This window comes from Cyanobium sp. HWJ4-Hawea, assembly GCF_024345815.1.
Lineage (GTDB): Bacteria > Cyanobacteriota > Cyanobacteriia > PCC-6307 > Cyanobiaceae > Cyanobium_A.
On sequence record NZ_JAGQBV010000003.1, the window covers coordinates 19,978 to 33,070 of the forward strand.

16 protein-coding genes and 1 tRNA gene are annotated in these 13,093 nt (G+C 61.8%); 9 read left to right on the top strand and 8 right to left on the bottom strand.

Features of this window, described 5'->3' with window-relative positions; translation table 11 throughout:
• Positions 1 to 16: 16 nt before the first annotated feature.
• Genes rpmI through KBY58_RS01310 form a run of 3 tightly spaced genes read left to right on the top strand, consistent with a single transcriptional unit; the run spans position 17 to position 1,170 of the window.
• Complete coding sequence (rpmI, locus tag KBY58_RS01300) at positions 17 to 214, top strand: 50S ribosomal protein L35 (RefSeq protein ID WP_254934641.1); 198 nt, start codon at positions 17 to 19, stop codon at positions 212 to 214.
• A gap of 49 nt (positions 215 to 263) precedes the next feature.
• Positions 264 to 611 (top strand): 50S ribosomal protein L20, encoded by a 348-nt coding sequence (rplT, locus tag KBY58_RS01305; RefSeq protein WP_254934345.1) that lies wholly within the window; start codon positions 264 to 266, stop codon positions 609 to 611.
• Positions 612 to 633: 22 nt separating this feature from the next.
• Positions 634 to 1,170 carry a hypothetical protein gene (locus KBY58_RS01310; protein ID WP_255002430.1) on the top strand — a complete coding sequence of 179 codons (537 nt, stop codon included), beginning with the start codon at positions 634 to 636 and terminating at the stop codon, positions 1,168 to 1,170.
• 39 nt (positions 1,171 to 1,209) lie between these two features.
• On the opposite strand, the gene KBY58_RS01315 is transcribed toward KBY58_RS01310, so the two are convergent.
• The gene (locus tag KBY58_RS01315; RefSeq protein ID WP_254934343.1) at positions 1,210 to 1,761 is read right to left on the bottom strand and encodes a hypothetical protein; all 552 of its coding nucleotides are present in this window, start codon (positions 1,759 to 1,761) and stop codon (positions 1,210 to 1,212) included.
• Positions 1,762 to 1,883: 122 nt separating this feature from the next.
• Here KBY58_RS01315 and KBY58_RS01320 point away from each other — a divergent pair, with 122 nt between their 5' ends.
• The 4 genes from KBY58_RS01320 (at position 1,884) to KBY58_RS01335 (ending at position 5,398) form a co-directional block, all read left to right on the top strand.
• The gene (locus KBY58_RS01320) at positions 1,884 to 2,693 is read left to right on the top strand and encodes a thiazole synthase (RefSeq protein WP_315858012.1); all 810 of its coding nucleotides are present in this window, start codon (positions 1,884 to 1,886) and stop codon (positions 2,691 to 2,693) included.
• Positions 2,694 to 2,818: 125 nt separating this feature from the next.
• The gene (gene psb34 / locus KBY58_RS01325) at positions 2,819 to 2,986 is read left to right on the top strand and encodes a photosystem II assembly protein Psb34 (protein WP_254934342.1); all 168 of its coding nucleotides are present in this window, start codon (positions 2,819 to 2,821) and stop codon (positions 2,984 to 2,986) included.
• Between the two features lie 55 nt (positions 2,987 to 3,041).
• The gene (locus tag KBY58_RS01330) at positions 3,042 to 4,235 is read left to right on the top strand and encodes an NAD-dependent epimerase/dehydratase family protein (protein ID WP_254934341.1); all 1,194 of its coding nucleotides are present in this window, start codon (positions 3,042 to 3,044) and stop codon (positions 4,233 to 4,235) included.
• Between the two features lie 14 nt (positions 4,236 to 4,249).
• Positions 4,250 to 5,398 (top strand): glycosyltransferase family 4 protein, encoded by a 1,149-nt coding sequence (locus KBY58_RS01335; protein ID WP_255002431.1) that lies wholly within the window; start codon positions 4,250 to 4,252, stop codon positions 5,396 to 5,398.
• Here the strand turns inward: KBY58_RS01335 and mrdA are convergent.
• The 5 genes from mrdA to cbiD are packed head-to-tail and all read right to left on the bottom strand — an operon-like array spanning position 5,395 to position 11,055.
• Positions 5,395 to 7,158: a penicillin-binding protein 2 gene (gene mrdA, locus KBY58_RS01340; RefSeq protein WP_255002432.1), complete on the bottom strand. Its 1,764-nt coding sequence runs from the start codon at positions 7,156 to 7,158 to the stop codon at positions 5,395 to 5,397. The two genes, KBY58_RS01335 and mrdA, sit on opposite strands and share 4 nt — an antisense overlap.
• A 2-nt stretch (positions 7,159 to 7,160) precedes the next feature.
• Positions 7,161 to 7,517, bottom strand: coding sequence for a hypothetical protein (locus KBY58_RS01345; protein WP_254934338.1), 357 nt, complete (start codon positions 7,515 to 7,517; stop codon positions 7,161 to 7,163).
• 57 nt (positions 7,518 to 7,574) lie between these two features.
• Positions 7,575 to 8,216: a hypothetical protein gene (locus KBY58_RS01350; RefSeq protein WP_255002433.1), complete on the bottom strand. Its 642-nt coding sequence runs from the start codon at positions 8,214 to 8,216 to the stop codon at positions 7,575 to 7,577.
• Positions 8,217 to 8,262: 46 nt separating this feature from the next.
• Entirely contained in the window at positions 8,263 to 9,861 is a 1,599-nt protein-coding gene (gene guaA, locus KBY58_RS01355; RefSeq protein WP_255002434.1) for a glutamine-hydrolyzing GMP synthase, read from the bottom strand.
• A 33-nt stretch (positions 9,862 to 9,894) separates the two neighbouring features.
• Complete coding sequence (cbiD, locus tag KBY58_RS01360) at positions 9,895 to 11,055, bottom strand: cobalt-precorrin-5B (C(1))-methyltransferase CbiD (protein WP_409995698.1); 1,161 nt, start codon at positions 11,053 to 11,055, stop codon at positions 9,895 to 9,897.
• Between the two features lie 79 nt (positions 11,056 to 11,134).
• On the opposite strand from cbiD, the gene KBY58_RS01365 reads away from it, so the two are divergent.
• Entirely contained in the window at positions 11,135 to 12,292 is a 1,158-nt protein-coding gene (locus tag KBY58_RS01365; protein WP_255002530.1) for a pyridoxal-phosphate-dependent aminotransferase family protein, read from the top strand.
• A gap of 12 nt (positions 12,293 to 12,304) precedes the next feature.
• Positions 12,305 to 12,376, top strand: a tRNA-Gly gene (locus KBY58_RS01370).
• A gap of 19 nt (positions 12,377 to 12,395) precedes the next feature.
• Here KBY58_RS01370 and KBY58_RS01375 read toward each other — a convergent pair.
• Together KBY58_RS01375 and KBY58_RS01380 are read right to left on the bottom strand one after the other, a co-directional pair.
• Positions 12,396 to 12,557 carry a hypothetical protein gene (locus KBY58_RS01375; RefSeq protein ID WP_255002437.1) on the bottom strand — a complete coding sequence of 54 codons (162 nt, stop codon included), beginning with the start codon at positions 12,555 to 12,557 and terminating at the stop codon, positions 12,396 to 12,398.
• A 275-nt stretch (positions 12,558 to 12,832) separates the two neighbouring features.
• Positions 12,833 to 13,069: a hypothetical protein gene (locus tag KBY58_RS01380; protein ID WP_254934333.1), complete on the bottom strand. Its 237-nt coding sequence runs from the start codon at positions 13,067 to 13,069 to the stop codon at positions 12,833 to 12,835.
• Positions 13,070 to 13,093: the final 24 nt, after the last annotated feature.

Consider the following 13,093-nt stretch of genomic DNA (forward strand, 5'->3'; position numbering starts at 1 on the left):
GCACGCGCCAGGAGACATGCCGAAGCTCAAGACCCGCAAAGCAGCCGCCAAGCGGTTCAAGGCGACCGGCACTGGCAAATTCATGCGTCGTCGGGCGTTCCGCAGCCACCTGCTCGACCACAAGAGCCCCAAGCGCAAGCGCTACCTGGGCACCATGGCCGTTGTTGATGAGCGCGATGCGGACAATGTGAGCGCCATGCTCCCCTACGCCTAGGTCCCACCAGGCTGACCAGCCACTTTCATAACCACAGAAATTTCTAGCTATGGCTCGCGTAAAGAGGGGCAACGTCGCCCGTAAACGCCGTAACAAAATCCTTCGCCTAGCCCGAGGTTTTCGGGGTGGTAACGGCTCTCTCTTCCGCACCGCCAACCAGCGGGTGATGAAGGCGCTCTGTAACGCCTACCGCGATCGCCGCCGCCGCAAGCGTGATTTCCGTCGTCTCTGGATTGCCCGGATCAACGCCGCAGCTCGCCTAAACGGCTTGAGCTACAGCCGTTTGATGGGTGGCCTCAAGAAGGTGGACGTTCGCATCAACCGCAAGATGCTGGCCCAGCTAGCTGTGGTCGATCCCGCCAGCTTCACCAGTGTGGTTGGTGCCGCTAAAAACTGAGTTAACCCCTTCGTAGGCCCCCTTGGACGCCCTCCTTCCCCAGGCCTACCTAATTGGTCTTGTCGTGCTGCTGGGGGCCGCCGCCGTAGTGGTGGCCCGCCAGATTTGGCGCGTGCGGGGCGATGAGCTAACCCTCGCCAAGTTGGAAAACAGTGGCGAGGGCAAGCCTTCGGATGCAGCAACCCTCTACGAACTGGCCTCCGTACAACTGCGTAAGCGGCTCTACGGCCAGGCCGCTGAGAACCTGAAACTGGCCCAAAAACGGGCTGAAGCGGCAAAGGAACCCGCTGAGGCCAGGGCCCTAATCCAAAACGCCCTGGGCTTTTCCCTCGCAGCCCAGACCAACTACAAAACTGCCATTCGCCACTACCGGCTCGCCCTCGAGGCCAAGCCGGACTACCCGGTGGCCCTCAACAACCTGGCATTTGCCCTGGAAAAACAGCTCAAACAGGAGGAGGCAAAGGCCACCTACGAAAGGGTATTGGCCCTAGACGGCGGCAATAAGACGGCCAGCAAGCGTCTCAAATTGCTCGAAAGGCAACTGGGAACTGGCAAATAGGCGAACTAAAAACGAACTAGGAGCAAACCAAAAAACCGCCTACTTCTGGCCAGGCTTCCAGAGCGGGCGGATTGGCACAGCTTTGCTGGAGCCCTGGGGTGCCAGGGCCAACTTGCCTCCCATGTCGGTGAGGCGATCGGCGTTCCAACCACTGAGGGCGATGCCCTGCAGACCCTGGAAGGAACCGCCTGCGTTCAAGCCCCCGCCGAGTTTGCCCGCCAAGGGCAGCAGATCCAGCTGGTCGGATTGGGCGTTGAGATTGCCCTGGACCGGAGTGGCTTGGCCGGCAATGGTCATGCTGCCGCGCAAAACCACCATGGCGCCAACGGCATTGACAGACTCAAAATTGAGAAGCACCGGCACCGGGGCACTGCCCCCAAAGGCCTGATAGGTGCCGCTCCAGCGCCGGGGCATTTCCTTGGCTATCGCCTGGGCCCGGGCTCCAGGGTCAAACATCTGCACCGGCCCGAGCTCGGTATCGGTGGCGGAGTCGAACCTGGCGGCTGCCCCAGTGGGCTGCTGGAAGGGCACAAACGCCCCACCGGGCAACTGCGCCACCTCTACTGGGGCTGGAGGCAAGGGGACGGGCACGACATTGGAGGGTCTATTGGATGGGAGGCTAGTCGGACTGAGCCTCAACGACCGGTTTACCCGTGTCAGAAACACCCCTGTCCGCAAACAACTTCGGCGAAGCAAACCCTGGGGAGTCAGCCCTGGCTGGGGGCAGCTGCCAAGATCCCCTGTGGATTGGCGGCCGCTGCTTTCGTAGCCGCCTGATGACCGGCACTGGCAAGTACCCCAGCCTGGCCGCCATGCAGGCCTCCCTAGCCAGCAGCAACTGCGAGATCGTCACGGTGGCAGTAAGGCGGGTGCAAAGCCTGGCCGCAGGCCACGAGGGCCTAATCGAAGCCATCGACTGGTCAAAAATTTGGATGTTGCCCAACACTGCTGGTTGCGCCACCGCAGAGGAAGCAATCCGGGTGGCAAGGCTGGGGCGCGAACTGGCCAAGCTGGCCGGCCAAGAAGACAACAGCTTCGTGAAGCTGGAGGTGATTCCCGACGGCAAATATCTGCTGCCTGATCCGATTGGCACCCTCAAGGCGGCCGAGCAACTGGTGAAGGAGGGCTTCACGGTGCTGCCCTACATCAATGCCGATCCCTTGCTGGCCAAGCACCTAGAAGAGGCAGGTTGCGCCACGGTGATGCCCCTGGGCTCGCCGATCGGCTCTGGCCAGGGGATCCGCAATGCCGCCAACATTGCCCTAATCATCGAAAACGCCACGGTGCCCGTGGTGGTTGATGCGGGCATTGGCGTGCCCAGCGAAGCGGCCCAGGCCATGGAAATGGGGGCTGACGCCCTGCTGATCAACAGCGCGATTGCCCTGGCAGGTGATCCCCCAGCCATGGCAAGGGCCATGGCCATGGCCGCCGTGGCCGGTCGTAGCGCTTTCCAGGCCGGCCGACTGCCGATACGGGCCGAGGCCAGCCCCAGTTCGCCCACCGGCGGCAGGATCGGCAGCTGAATCGGCGGGAAGCCACAGCAAAAATCGGCAGCGCCAATGTTCAACAATCCGTGAAGTTCCATGCCAGCTGGATGGGCCAATCCCGCTGGGCTCCATAGGTTTGCCCGCAAATCCAAATCGATGTGATGCAGGTCACCGAAGAAGACGGCGGACGCCTCAATGCCTTTGCCAAGGAACCCCGCATGGTGCTGATGGAGGAGGGCGAAAACAGTGTCAGCGACAGCAAAGTGCTGCTGATTGGTGGGGCCCTGTTTGTGGCAGCCCTGGTGGCAGTGGCGGCGGGAATCAGCTGAACGCCTGTAGTAACTTGCGCAGAGGAGCATTCCGCTCGTACCGCTGGAGTTTGGAGTGAAGGTTTTCGTTCTCGGTGGCGACGGCTTTTGCGGTTGGCCCTGTGCTGTGAATCTCGCCGACGCTGGCCACGAGGTGGTGATCGTCGACAACCTCAGTCGCCGCAAGATCGACATCGACCTGGAGGTCGAGTCGCTTACTCCCATCGCCACCATGGGCGACCGGCTCAAGGCCTGGGAGGAGGTGGGCGGCAAGCCGATGCGCTTTGTCCACCTAGACATCGCCCAGGAATACGACCGGCTGGTGGACCTGCTGCAGACGGAGCGGCCAGGGGCGGTGGTCCATTTCGCCGAACAGCGGGCAGCGCCCTATTCGATGAAGAGCAGCGCCACCAAGCGCTACACCGTGGACAACAACGTCAACGGCACCCACAACCTGCTCGCCGCGATCGTGGAAAGCGGCCTCGACACCCACATCGTGCACCTCGGCACCATGGGGGTCTACGGCTACGGATCCCACCGCGGCGCCACGATCCCCGAGGGCTACCTGAAGGTGGAGGTGCCCCAACCTGACGGCAGCCGTTTTGAGGAGGAAATCCTCCATCCGGCCAGCCCAGGCAGCGTATATCACATGACTAAGACGCTGGACCAGCTGCTTTTCCTCTATTACAACAAAAACGACCGGATCCGCATCACCGACCTGCACCAAGGCATCGTCTGGGGCACCAACACCGCGGCCACTGAGCGGGATCCCCGGCTCACAAACCGCTTCGACTACGACGGCGATTACGGCACCGTGCTCAACCGCTTCCTGATGCAGGCGGCCATTGGCTATCCCCTCACGGTCCACGGCACCGGTGGCCAAACCAGGGCCTTTATCCACATTCGCGACTCGGTCAAATGCGTGGAGCTGGCCCTGGAGAATCCCCCGGCCAAGGGGGAGCGGGTGAAGATCTTCAACCAGATGACCGAAAGCCACCAGGTGGGCGAACTAGCCCAAAAGGTGGCGGCCCTGACGGGTGCCCAAATCAACAACCTGCCTAATCCCCGAAACGAAGCCGTCGAAAACGACCTGATCGTCGACAACCGCTGCTTCATTGAGCTGGGCCTCAAGCCCACCACCCTCGATGACGGCCTTCTGGCCGAAGTGGTGGACGTGGCACGGCGCTGGGCCGACCGCTGCGACCGCAGCCGGATTCCCTGCGTGTCGGCCTGGACCCAGGACCAGGCCCAGGCCATCGCCAAGCCCTAATTCAGGCGAATCCATTGAAGATCGCCTTTTTTACTGAGACCTTCCTGCCCAAGGTCGACGGCATCGTCACCCGCCTGACCAAAACGGTGCCGCACCTGGTGGCGGCTGGCGATGAGGTGCTGATCTTCTGTCCCGAAGGTGCTCCAGACAACTACCTGGGGGCCCAGGTGGTGGGCGTACCCGCCATGCCCCTGCCCCTCTATCCAGAACTAAAACTTGCCCTGCCGCGGCCCGCCGTGGCCGAAGCCCTCGATCGCTTTGATCCCGACCTAATCCATGTGGTGAATCCGGCCGTGCTCGGCCTGGGCGGTATCTGGCTGGCCAAGACCAAGGGCTATCCCCTGGTGGCGAGTTACCACACTCACCTGCCCAAATACCTGGAGCACTACGGCATGGGCATGCTGGAGCCGCTCCTCTGGGAGCTGCTCAAGGCCGCCCACAACCAGGCCAGTCTCAATCTCTGCACCTCCACCGCCATGGTGGGCGAGCTCAGTGACAAGGGCATCCAACACACCGCCCTGTGGCAGCGGGGCGTGGATACGGAGTTGTTCCGGCCGGCACTGCGCTCCGATGCCATGCGTGAGCGCCTGCTGGGAGGCCGCAGCGACACCGGCAGACTGCTCCTCTACATCGGCCGGCTATCGGCCGAAAAGCAAATCGAGCGGATCAAGCCGGTGCTCGATGCCCTGCCCGATGCCCGGCTTGCCCTGGTAGGGGATGGCCCCTATCGCCAGCAGCTCGAAAAGATCTTTGCCGGCACCGCCACCAATTTCGTGGGTTACCTGGCCGGCGAAGAGCTGGCCTCCGCCTATGCCAGTGGCGACGCCTTCCTATTCCCCTCCAGCACCGAAACCCTCGGCCTGGTGCTGCTGGAAGCGATGGCTGCCGGCTGCCCCGTGGTGGGAGCCAACCGGGGGGGCATCCCGGACATCGTCACCGATGGAATGAACGGCTGTCTCTATGACCCCGAGGGCAGTGATGGCGGCGCTGCCAGCCTTATTGCCGCCGTCAGTCGCCTGCTGGGGGATCCGGCCCAACACCAAACCCTGCGCCTCAACGCCCGCGAAGAAGCCGAGCGCTGGGGCTGGGCTGGCGCCACCGATCAACTGCGGAGCTACTACCGCAATTTGCTTGCCAAGCCAGAACTGCAGTTGGTTGCCTAAGTCTGGATTGGCTTGGTCGGGGCCTTGTATCCCCTAAACCAGGTGGTCATCAGGGCGCGCACCATCGGTGCGGCAACGGTGCCGCCATAGCCGCCGGAATTTTCACCAAAGGCGACGATCACCAAGGTGGGCTTGCTGTTGGCGGGGGCATAGCCCCCAAACCAAGCATGGTCGGGGCGGGGCGGATCCTCTCCAGTACCGGTTTTACCAGCCACCGGCGGCAGGTTGGGATCGTTGAGCACCTTGCCGGTGCCGATGGTCACCACCTGGCGCAGGCCCTGGTGCAACACCTGCAGGGTGACCGGTTTGAGGCCCAGCCAGCGGCGCTGGGTTGGACGCTCCACCAGGTGCGGAGTCACCAGCCAGCCGCCATTGGCCACTGCTGCATAGAGCCGGGCCATCTGAATAGGCGTCACCTGCAGGGCCCCCTGGCCAATCGCCGAGGTGATCGTGTCGACCGGCGTCCAGGGTTCACCCAGGGCCTTCTTTTTCCAGGCGGGATCTCCCAAAAGGCCCGGCGTTTCCTCGTCGTGCAATTCCAAACCCGTGGCACTGCCATAGCCCAGGCGCCTCGCCGCCTCGAACAGGGCAGTCGGGCCCACCTTCAAGCCCACTTGATAAAAAAAGGTATTGCTGCTGGCCGCCAAGGCCAGGGGAAAGCCAATCACCCCCAAAGCCCCATGGTCGCCGTAGCAGAGCCCTGCGTAGCAAAAGGAATGCATGGTCATCAGCTTGGAATCCGCCGTGAACTTGCCCGACTCCAAGGCTGCAATGGTGGTCACCAACTTGAAGGTGCTGGCTGGAGGGAAACCCTGAAAAGCTCGATTCAAGAGGGGCGCATCTACTCCGTTTAACCGGGCCCACTGGCTGGTGCTGGGGCCATCGGCGAAGACATTGGGATCAAAGGTTGGTCGACTGGCAATGGCCCGAATCGCTCCGGTTTGGGGGTCCATCGCCACAATTGCCCCCTTGCGCACGCCATCGAGGGCTCGCTCGGCCGCCCGTTGCAGGGGTAAATCAAGGCTTAGGCGCAGATCCTGGCCCTGTTTGGCCGGTTTATCGCCGAGGATTTGCTGCACCTGGCCGGCCGCATCCACCTCCACCTGTTGGCCGCCCCACTGGCCCCTCAAGATCGACTCATAGGCACGCTCAACCCCGCTGCGGCCAATTCGATCGCGAAGGCGGTAACCCTTGCCCTCCAGCTGCTGGTATTCCGCCTCGGTGATGCCGCTGGTGTAACCCAGCACGTGGGCCCCCAGTCGCCCATTGGGATAGCTGCGAAGCACGTCCACATCCACCTCGGCCCCCTGGAGGGCATCGGCCTGCTCCCTAAACCTCAACACCTGCTCGGGCTTGAGCTCCATCGCCAGGGCAATGCGAAAACCCTCCGGATTGGCCCCATCGCGGCGCTGCTGCTCCAGGGTTGCGGCCGGAATGGCCAGGATCACCGCCAAGCGATCCCGCAGCTGGGGCCATTGGCCAGGCTCCAGCTGGTTGGGCTTGAGATAGAGGTTGTAGGTAAGGCGGCTAGTCGCCAGCACCTGACCGTGGCGATCGAGGATGCGGCCACGAATCGGATTGCGGGGCATCAGCCGAATCCGGTTGTCGTCGGCACGGGCCCTGTTTGCAGGGCCCTGCAGCAATTGCAACCAGGCAAGCCGCGCCACCATCGCGCCACTGGCAAGCAACACCAGGGCCAGCAGCAAAACGGGCTGCTGACCCATGCCGCTGCGGCGAACCGTACCTTGCCCCGGCAGCATGCCTAGGGCGCCCCCAGCCTTTGCTCCAGGAGCTGCAGACGCTCACCGATCTGCTGCAGACGCTCCTGCAGCTCGGTAGGGGGGGCAGGGGCTTGCTCCGGCGGCACATCCCGCACGCTCACCTTCATCACCGGGTTGCCCAGGCCCGGACTTAGCCGATCGAGCTGTTCACGTACCTGGGATGCCGCTACTTCACCTTCCTGGCGCAACTGCTCGAGGGGATTGCCATCACCACCTTGGAAGGCAGCCACCACATCCTTAGCTCCTCCCTTGCGGGCCCGACCAGCCATGGCAAGCCCCACCGGCAGCACGTCCTGCATCAACTTCAGGCGCAGGGAGTCAAGGGGATCTACGGCCATGGACCTGTTGATGGCACTGAGATAGGCAGTCTGACCCTTGACGAATGGTTCTGGGCCCTAGGGCGCGGGCCGTTGCAGGGCGGGTTGCACCCCTGGATAGACAATCTTCTGGCTGCAAATCTGCTGACTGCCCCACCACCAGCCTGCGGCCACCGCCACGGCCAGCAATCCAGCCAGGGGCAAAACCGCTTGGCGGGTTACGTCCAGGGCTCCCCACTCCAGCCAGGCCCGCATGTTGCGTTCACGGTCAAAGCGGCGCCGGATCTTTGCCTCCGCCCTCTCGCGCCTCTTCAGTGATCTGACCACCCAGCGCTCGAAGGCCCGCTTCTTGGTGACCGCCATCTTGCGCTCCACCTCGAGCAGGTGGCCAGCGCTCAACTCGGGATTAAACGTGCTGATCAGCTCGAGGCTTTTGAGAAACATCTCAACAGCCCCATCCTTGGCGGCCGCCTCCTGATCATCCAGTAACTGCCAATCCAGCTCCGGATAGAAGCGGCTGCGGTTACTGATGATCTGGTCTTCCTGGAGTTGGCCCGGCTCCCGCAGCCAGCGGTCGGTATTGGCATCAAAGCGGCGCCAATACAGGAAAGGATTGAGGTAAATAACCTTGCCGCCCAGCAAAATACTGTCCTGCTGGAGCCGACGTTGCAGCTCCTGTTCGTTGGGCTGGGAGCTAGTGGGCTCGGGGGCGGCAGTCACGACAGGAGGCCTGGGAGCCGATGGTATCGAACTTGCCTAGCCGGAGCTACTCCCACTCAATCGTGCCTGGGGGTTTGCTGGTGATATCGAGCACAACCCGGTTAACCCCCTTCACCTCATTGACGATCCGGTTGGAGATGGTCTCAAGCAGGTCGTAGGGAAGGCGCGACCAGTCAGCGGTCATGCCGTCTTCGGAGGAAACACAGCGCAGCACCACCGGGAAGGCATAGGTGCGCTTGTCACCCATCACGCCCACGCTGCGCACAGGTAGGAGCACGGCGAAGGCCTGCCAAATTTCGTCATAAAGACCGGCATCTCGCACTTCCTCACGCACGATCAAATCCGCATCCCGCAGGATATTCAGCTTCTCGGCGGTAACTTCGCCCAAGATGCGAATTGCCAGGCCTGGGCCCGGGAAGGGATGGCGACCGACAATTTCCTGGGGCAGGCCCAGGTTGCGACCCACCCTACGCACCTCATCCTTGAACAGGCGCCGCAGGGGCTCCACCAATTTAAATTGGAGATCCTTAGGTAGGCCGCCAACGTTGTGGTGGCTCTTAATTTTGACGGCAACCCGCTCACCGGTTTTGGGGTCAATGCCGGTACCGGCACTCTCAATCACATCCGGATAAAGGGTGCCCTGGGCGAGGTAATCAAAGGGCCCAAGTCGCTTGCTCTCCTCCTCAAACACCCGAATAAATTCGGTGCCGATCAACTTTCGTTTTTCCTCTGGATCGGTAATGCCGGCGAGCTTGTTGATGAAGCGCTCGCGGGCGTTGATGTATTCCACATTGATGTGGAATCGTTTATCAAAAAACTCCACCAAAAACTCAGGCTCGCCCTTACGCATAAAACCCTGGTCGATAAACATGCAGGTCAGCTGATCGCCAATCGCCCTATGCAGAAGGAAGGCAAGGGTAGAGGAATCGACACCCCCTGAAAGGGCAAGCAGCACCCGTTTATCACCCACCTGGGCTCGCACATCGGCCACCGCTTCTTCGATGAATGCGGCGGTAGTCCAATCAGCCTCACAACCACAGATGTGGTACACGAAGTTGCGCAGCATCGCCATGCCGCCAATGGAATGGACCACCTCAGGATGGAACTGGACCCCATAGAGCCGGCGCCCAGGATTAGCTACTACCGCCTCAGGTGTGTTTTCGGTATGGGCAAGACGCACAAAATCTTGGGGTAGCTGCTCGACGGAATCGCCGTGGCTCATCCACATCGTTGATCCGGTCTCCACATTGGTGAGCAGATCAATCGGGTCGTCAACAAATAAAGGTGCCTTGCCATATTCAGCGCGGCCTGCGGCCACCACCGAACCTCCCAGCTGCTGCACCATCAACTGCATGCCGTAGCAAACCCCGAGCACCGGAATACCCAGATCCCAAATGGCTGGATCGCAAACCGGAGCATCAGGCTCATAAACCGAATTTGGGCCGCCACTGAGAATGATTCCCTTCGGCGCAATGGTCCGCAACTCTTCAGCGGTGGTGGTGTAACCCATTACCAGGGAGAACACCTCCGTTTCCCGCACCCGCCGAGCAATTAATTCGGAATATTGGGAACCAAAATCCAATATCACAATCGCCGGATAGCGGGACGATTGGGAGGTTTGATCGAAAACAGCTACTGAAGACATCCGCGGCACTTGGCCCGAAGCATTCGATCAAGCCTAGGTGTCGCCCCCAACCTTTCCACCCAAATCCCTGTCACCCCAATCCCTAAATAGGCGCTCACCCACAGGACCCTGGCCGCAAATTGTCCGGGAGCGATCAAAGAGCATTGCCCCCACCGCCATCTGGAGCTGGCCATAGCGGGCCAGATAGGCCATGGAACGCTCTTCCACGGTCCTGGCCAGGCGCCGCCGCAAGCGCTCTGCCATAGCTGGATCACTGGTTGCCAACTCCGCCAAGCCCTGCTCCACCGTGGCTGCCTGATAAAGGCCGTGAAGGGCATCACCAGCAACGCCCTCCAGGGCAGCCAGGGCAGTGAGCACCTCGGCCCGCCCATCCGCCAGATGGTGGTGGGTATGGAAAATGCCGCCCGCAAGCTTGATCAACTTGCCCTGGTAGCCAAACAGCAGCAGGCGGGCCACCCCAGCTTCGGCTGCGGCCACCAACACAGGGCCCAGCCAGTTGCCGGCCTTAAGCAGCAGCTCTTGGGGCAGGCCCAGCTGGGGTGCTAGATCGAGGCCATTTTCGCCGATCACCACCACCAGATCCCCGCCAAAGCCTGACCTGGCCGCCCGCTGGCGCAGTTCCTTGAGCACCCGCTCCAACTGGTCGGGGGTGGCGCTTTGCTGCACCTCCGCCTGGGTGCCAATCAGGGCCAGCCCCTCCACCACCCCAAAGGCGGCGTTGCTGGTGCGCTCCGCCAGCGCCCGACCGGAGGGGAAAACCACCCGCACCGCCAGGGCCTGGCCTGGCTCCACCAGGGGGCCCAGGTTTACCTCCAAGAGTTCACGGGCAAAAGCAGAAAGACAAATCTCACCGGTTTGCGAGTGCACCCCCACCCCTTCGCCCGCCTCCAGCTGCAACCAGCCCTCGCTGGGCGTCAGCTCAGGCAACCAACGGACCTCCACCCAGATCACCAGCCCGCGGGTGAGGTCGAGCCCATCGCCGGGCTCGCAGCGGGCCACCGCCATGGCCCGGCCTTCACCAAGGGGAGCCGCCGCAACCACCGGCACCTCGGCCAGTGGCTGCTGACTAGCCAGGGGATCGAGCCGCAATGGTTGGCTAGCCAGGAAGGGCTCTCCCCTAAGGGCCAGCACCGCCGCCCGGGCAGCCGCTGCCACCCAGACGGGCAGGGTGTAACCGGGGGGTGAAGGTGGCACCAAGACGGACCAATCAGGGTCGTTTTTTATGGTGGTCGATAACCAGCCCTTGGCGTGCTTTGAGCGCCCCCTAATTTTCATGCAGGACAAGCTCACCCTGATGATCCCTGGCCCCACCCCGGTGCCGGAAAGCGTGCTGATGGCCATGGGCCGCCATCCGATTGGTCACCGCAGCGCCGATTTCCAAAAAATCGTCAAACGCACCACGGAGCAGCTCCAATGGCTGCACCAAACCAAGGAATCGGTTTTGGTGCTGGCGGGCAGTGGCACCGCTGCCATGGAAGCCGGAATCATCAACGTGCTCAGTAAGGGCGACAGGGTGCTCTGCGGCGACAACGGCAAATTTGGGGAGCGCTGGGTAAAAGTTGCCAAGGCCTATGGCCTTGACGTGCAGGTGATTAAGGCTGAGTGGGGCCAACCGCTGGATCCGGAAGCCTTCCGAACCGCCCTCGAAGCAGATGCAGATGGCGCCAAGGCGATCAAGGCCGTGATCCTCACCCACTCGGAAACCTCCACGGGAGTGATCAACGACCTTGAAACCATTGCCAAATATGTGCGCGCCCACGGCACAGCCCTGACCATTGCCGACTGCGTCACCAGCCTGGGCGCCTGCAATGTGCCGATGGACGCCTGGGGCCTGGACGTGGTGGGTTCCGGCTCCCAGAAGGGCTACATGATGCCGCCGGGCTTGGCTTTTGTGGCCATGGGCGAGCGGGCCTGGGCAGCCCACGCCAAATCCGACCTTCCCAAGTTTTATTTGGATCTGGGTAAGTACAAAAAAGCGGCGGCAGACAACAGCAACCCCTTCACTCCCCCGATCAATCTCTACTTCGCCCTCGAGACAGCCCTCGAGATGATGCAGAACGAGGGGCTGGAGGCAATTTTTAGCCGCCATGGGCGCCATCGCCGCGCCGCCCAGGCCGGCATGAAGGCCATTGGCATGGCCCTCTATGCCGCCGAAGGCCATGGCAGCCCCGCAATCACGGCGGTGGCTCCCGATGGAATCGATGCGGAAAGTCTGCGCAAGCAGGTCAAGGAGCGCTTCGACATCCTTTTGGCCGGTGGTCAAGACCACCTCAAGGGCAAGGTGTTCAGGATTGGCCACCTCGGCTTTGTTTGCGACCGCGATGTGCTCACGGCCGTGGCCGCCATCGAAGCGACAGTGCAGGCCCTCGGCCTTGCCAAGACGCCAATCGGCTCCGGGGTGGCCGCAGCTGCCACGGAGCTAGCCCGCTAGGATCGCGGACATGCGGGTGTAATTCAGTGGTAGAATGTCAGCTTCCCAAGCTGAACGTCGCCGGTTCGAGTCCGGTCACCCGCTTGTTTAAAAATGCCTCGCTTTAAGCGCGTGGCTTGATTAGTTGGAGCACCTGGGGGCCAGAGGCTGCCATGCGGCGCTCGCAATCGAGGCAAGCCAAGATTGCCTTAGCTGATTCAGTTATCTCACCCTGCTCGGCAGCCTGCTTGGCCTGCTCTTCAAATCGCAGAGCCGAAAGACTCAAGCTGTGCCTCTGCCCCGCCTGGGCTGGCTGTGGATTGGCAATCTGAAGGATGGCGGCAGTCATTAACGGCTAGCGAAACAAAAACAAGCGAGACAAAGCAACAGTCAAACTACGCGCGAAATGAAAGGGCGTGTAAAGCTGATGATCAACGCACGAATTTCGAAGCATTCCCGCCAAAAATGGCAGGAAAGTTCCTATCTAATAATCATACTAAACAACCAACTACATCTTTCCCCGTGGCCAAGGAGGCTGGGGGAATGGATCGAAAGTTAGGGCTAGGTTCCCGGTTCTTCCTGATTGCCTCCCAGGGCAGCAATTTGGGTTCGCAGTTGTTGGGAGCGCTGCAGATCACCCCGAGTGAGGGCGACGGCCAGGGCAAATTCCAATTTTTCAAGCTTGTGCTCACCCTCTAGGGGCGCGACAACCGGAAAAGTGCCCGGGCGGTGGCTCGCACCGGATACGCCACTCTCCTGGGGTTGCTGGGGGCGGTGCTGGGAAGGAGGAAAGGCCATGGCAGGCTTTCTCCCCATTCTGGC

Bases quoted from the DNA above. Each gene is read 5' to 3' on its own strand.
- guaA (WP_255002434.1), bottom strand. From the start codon at position 9,861: ATGTCTTCAGTAGCTGTTTTCGATCAAACCTCCCAATCGTCCCGCTAT.
- rplT (WP_254934345.1), top strand. From the start codon at position 264: ATGGCTCGCGTAAAGAGGGGCAACGTCGCCCGTAAACGCCGTAACAAA.
- psb34 (WP_254934342.1), top strand. From the start codon at position 2,819: ATGCAGGTCACCGAAGAAGACGGCGGACGCCTCAATGCCTTTGCCAAG.
- KBY58_RS01345 (WP_254934338.1), bottom strand. From the start codon at position 7,517: ATGGCCGTAGATCCCCTTGACTCCCTGCGCCTGAAGTTGATGCAGGAC.
- mrdA (WP_255002432.1), bottom strand. From the start codon at position 7,158: ATGCTGCCGGGGCAAGGTACGGTTCGCCGCAGCGGCATGGGTCAGCAG.
- rpmI (WP_254934641.1), top strand. From the start codon at position 17: ATGCCGAAGCTCAAGACCCGCAAAGCAGCCGCCAAGCGGTTCAAGGCG.
- KBY58_RS01365 (WP_255002530.1), top strand. From the start codon at position 11,135: ATGCAGGACAAGCTCACCCTGATGATCCCTGGCCCCACCCCGGTGCCG.
- KBY58_RS01380 (WP_254934333.1), bottom strand. From the start codon at position 13,069: ATGGCCTTTCCTCCTTCCCAGCACCGCCCCCAGCAACCCCAGGAGAGT.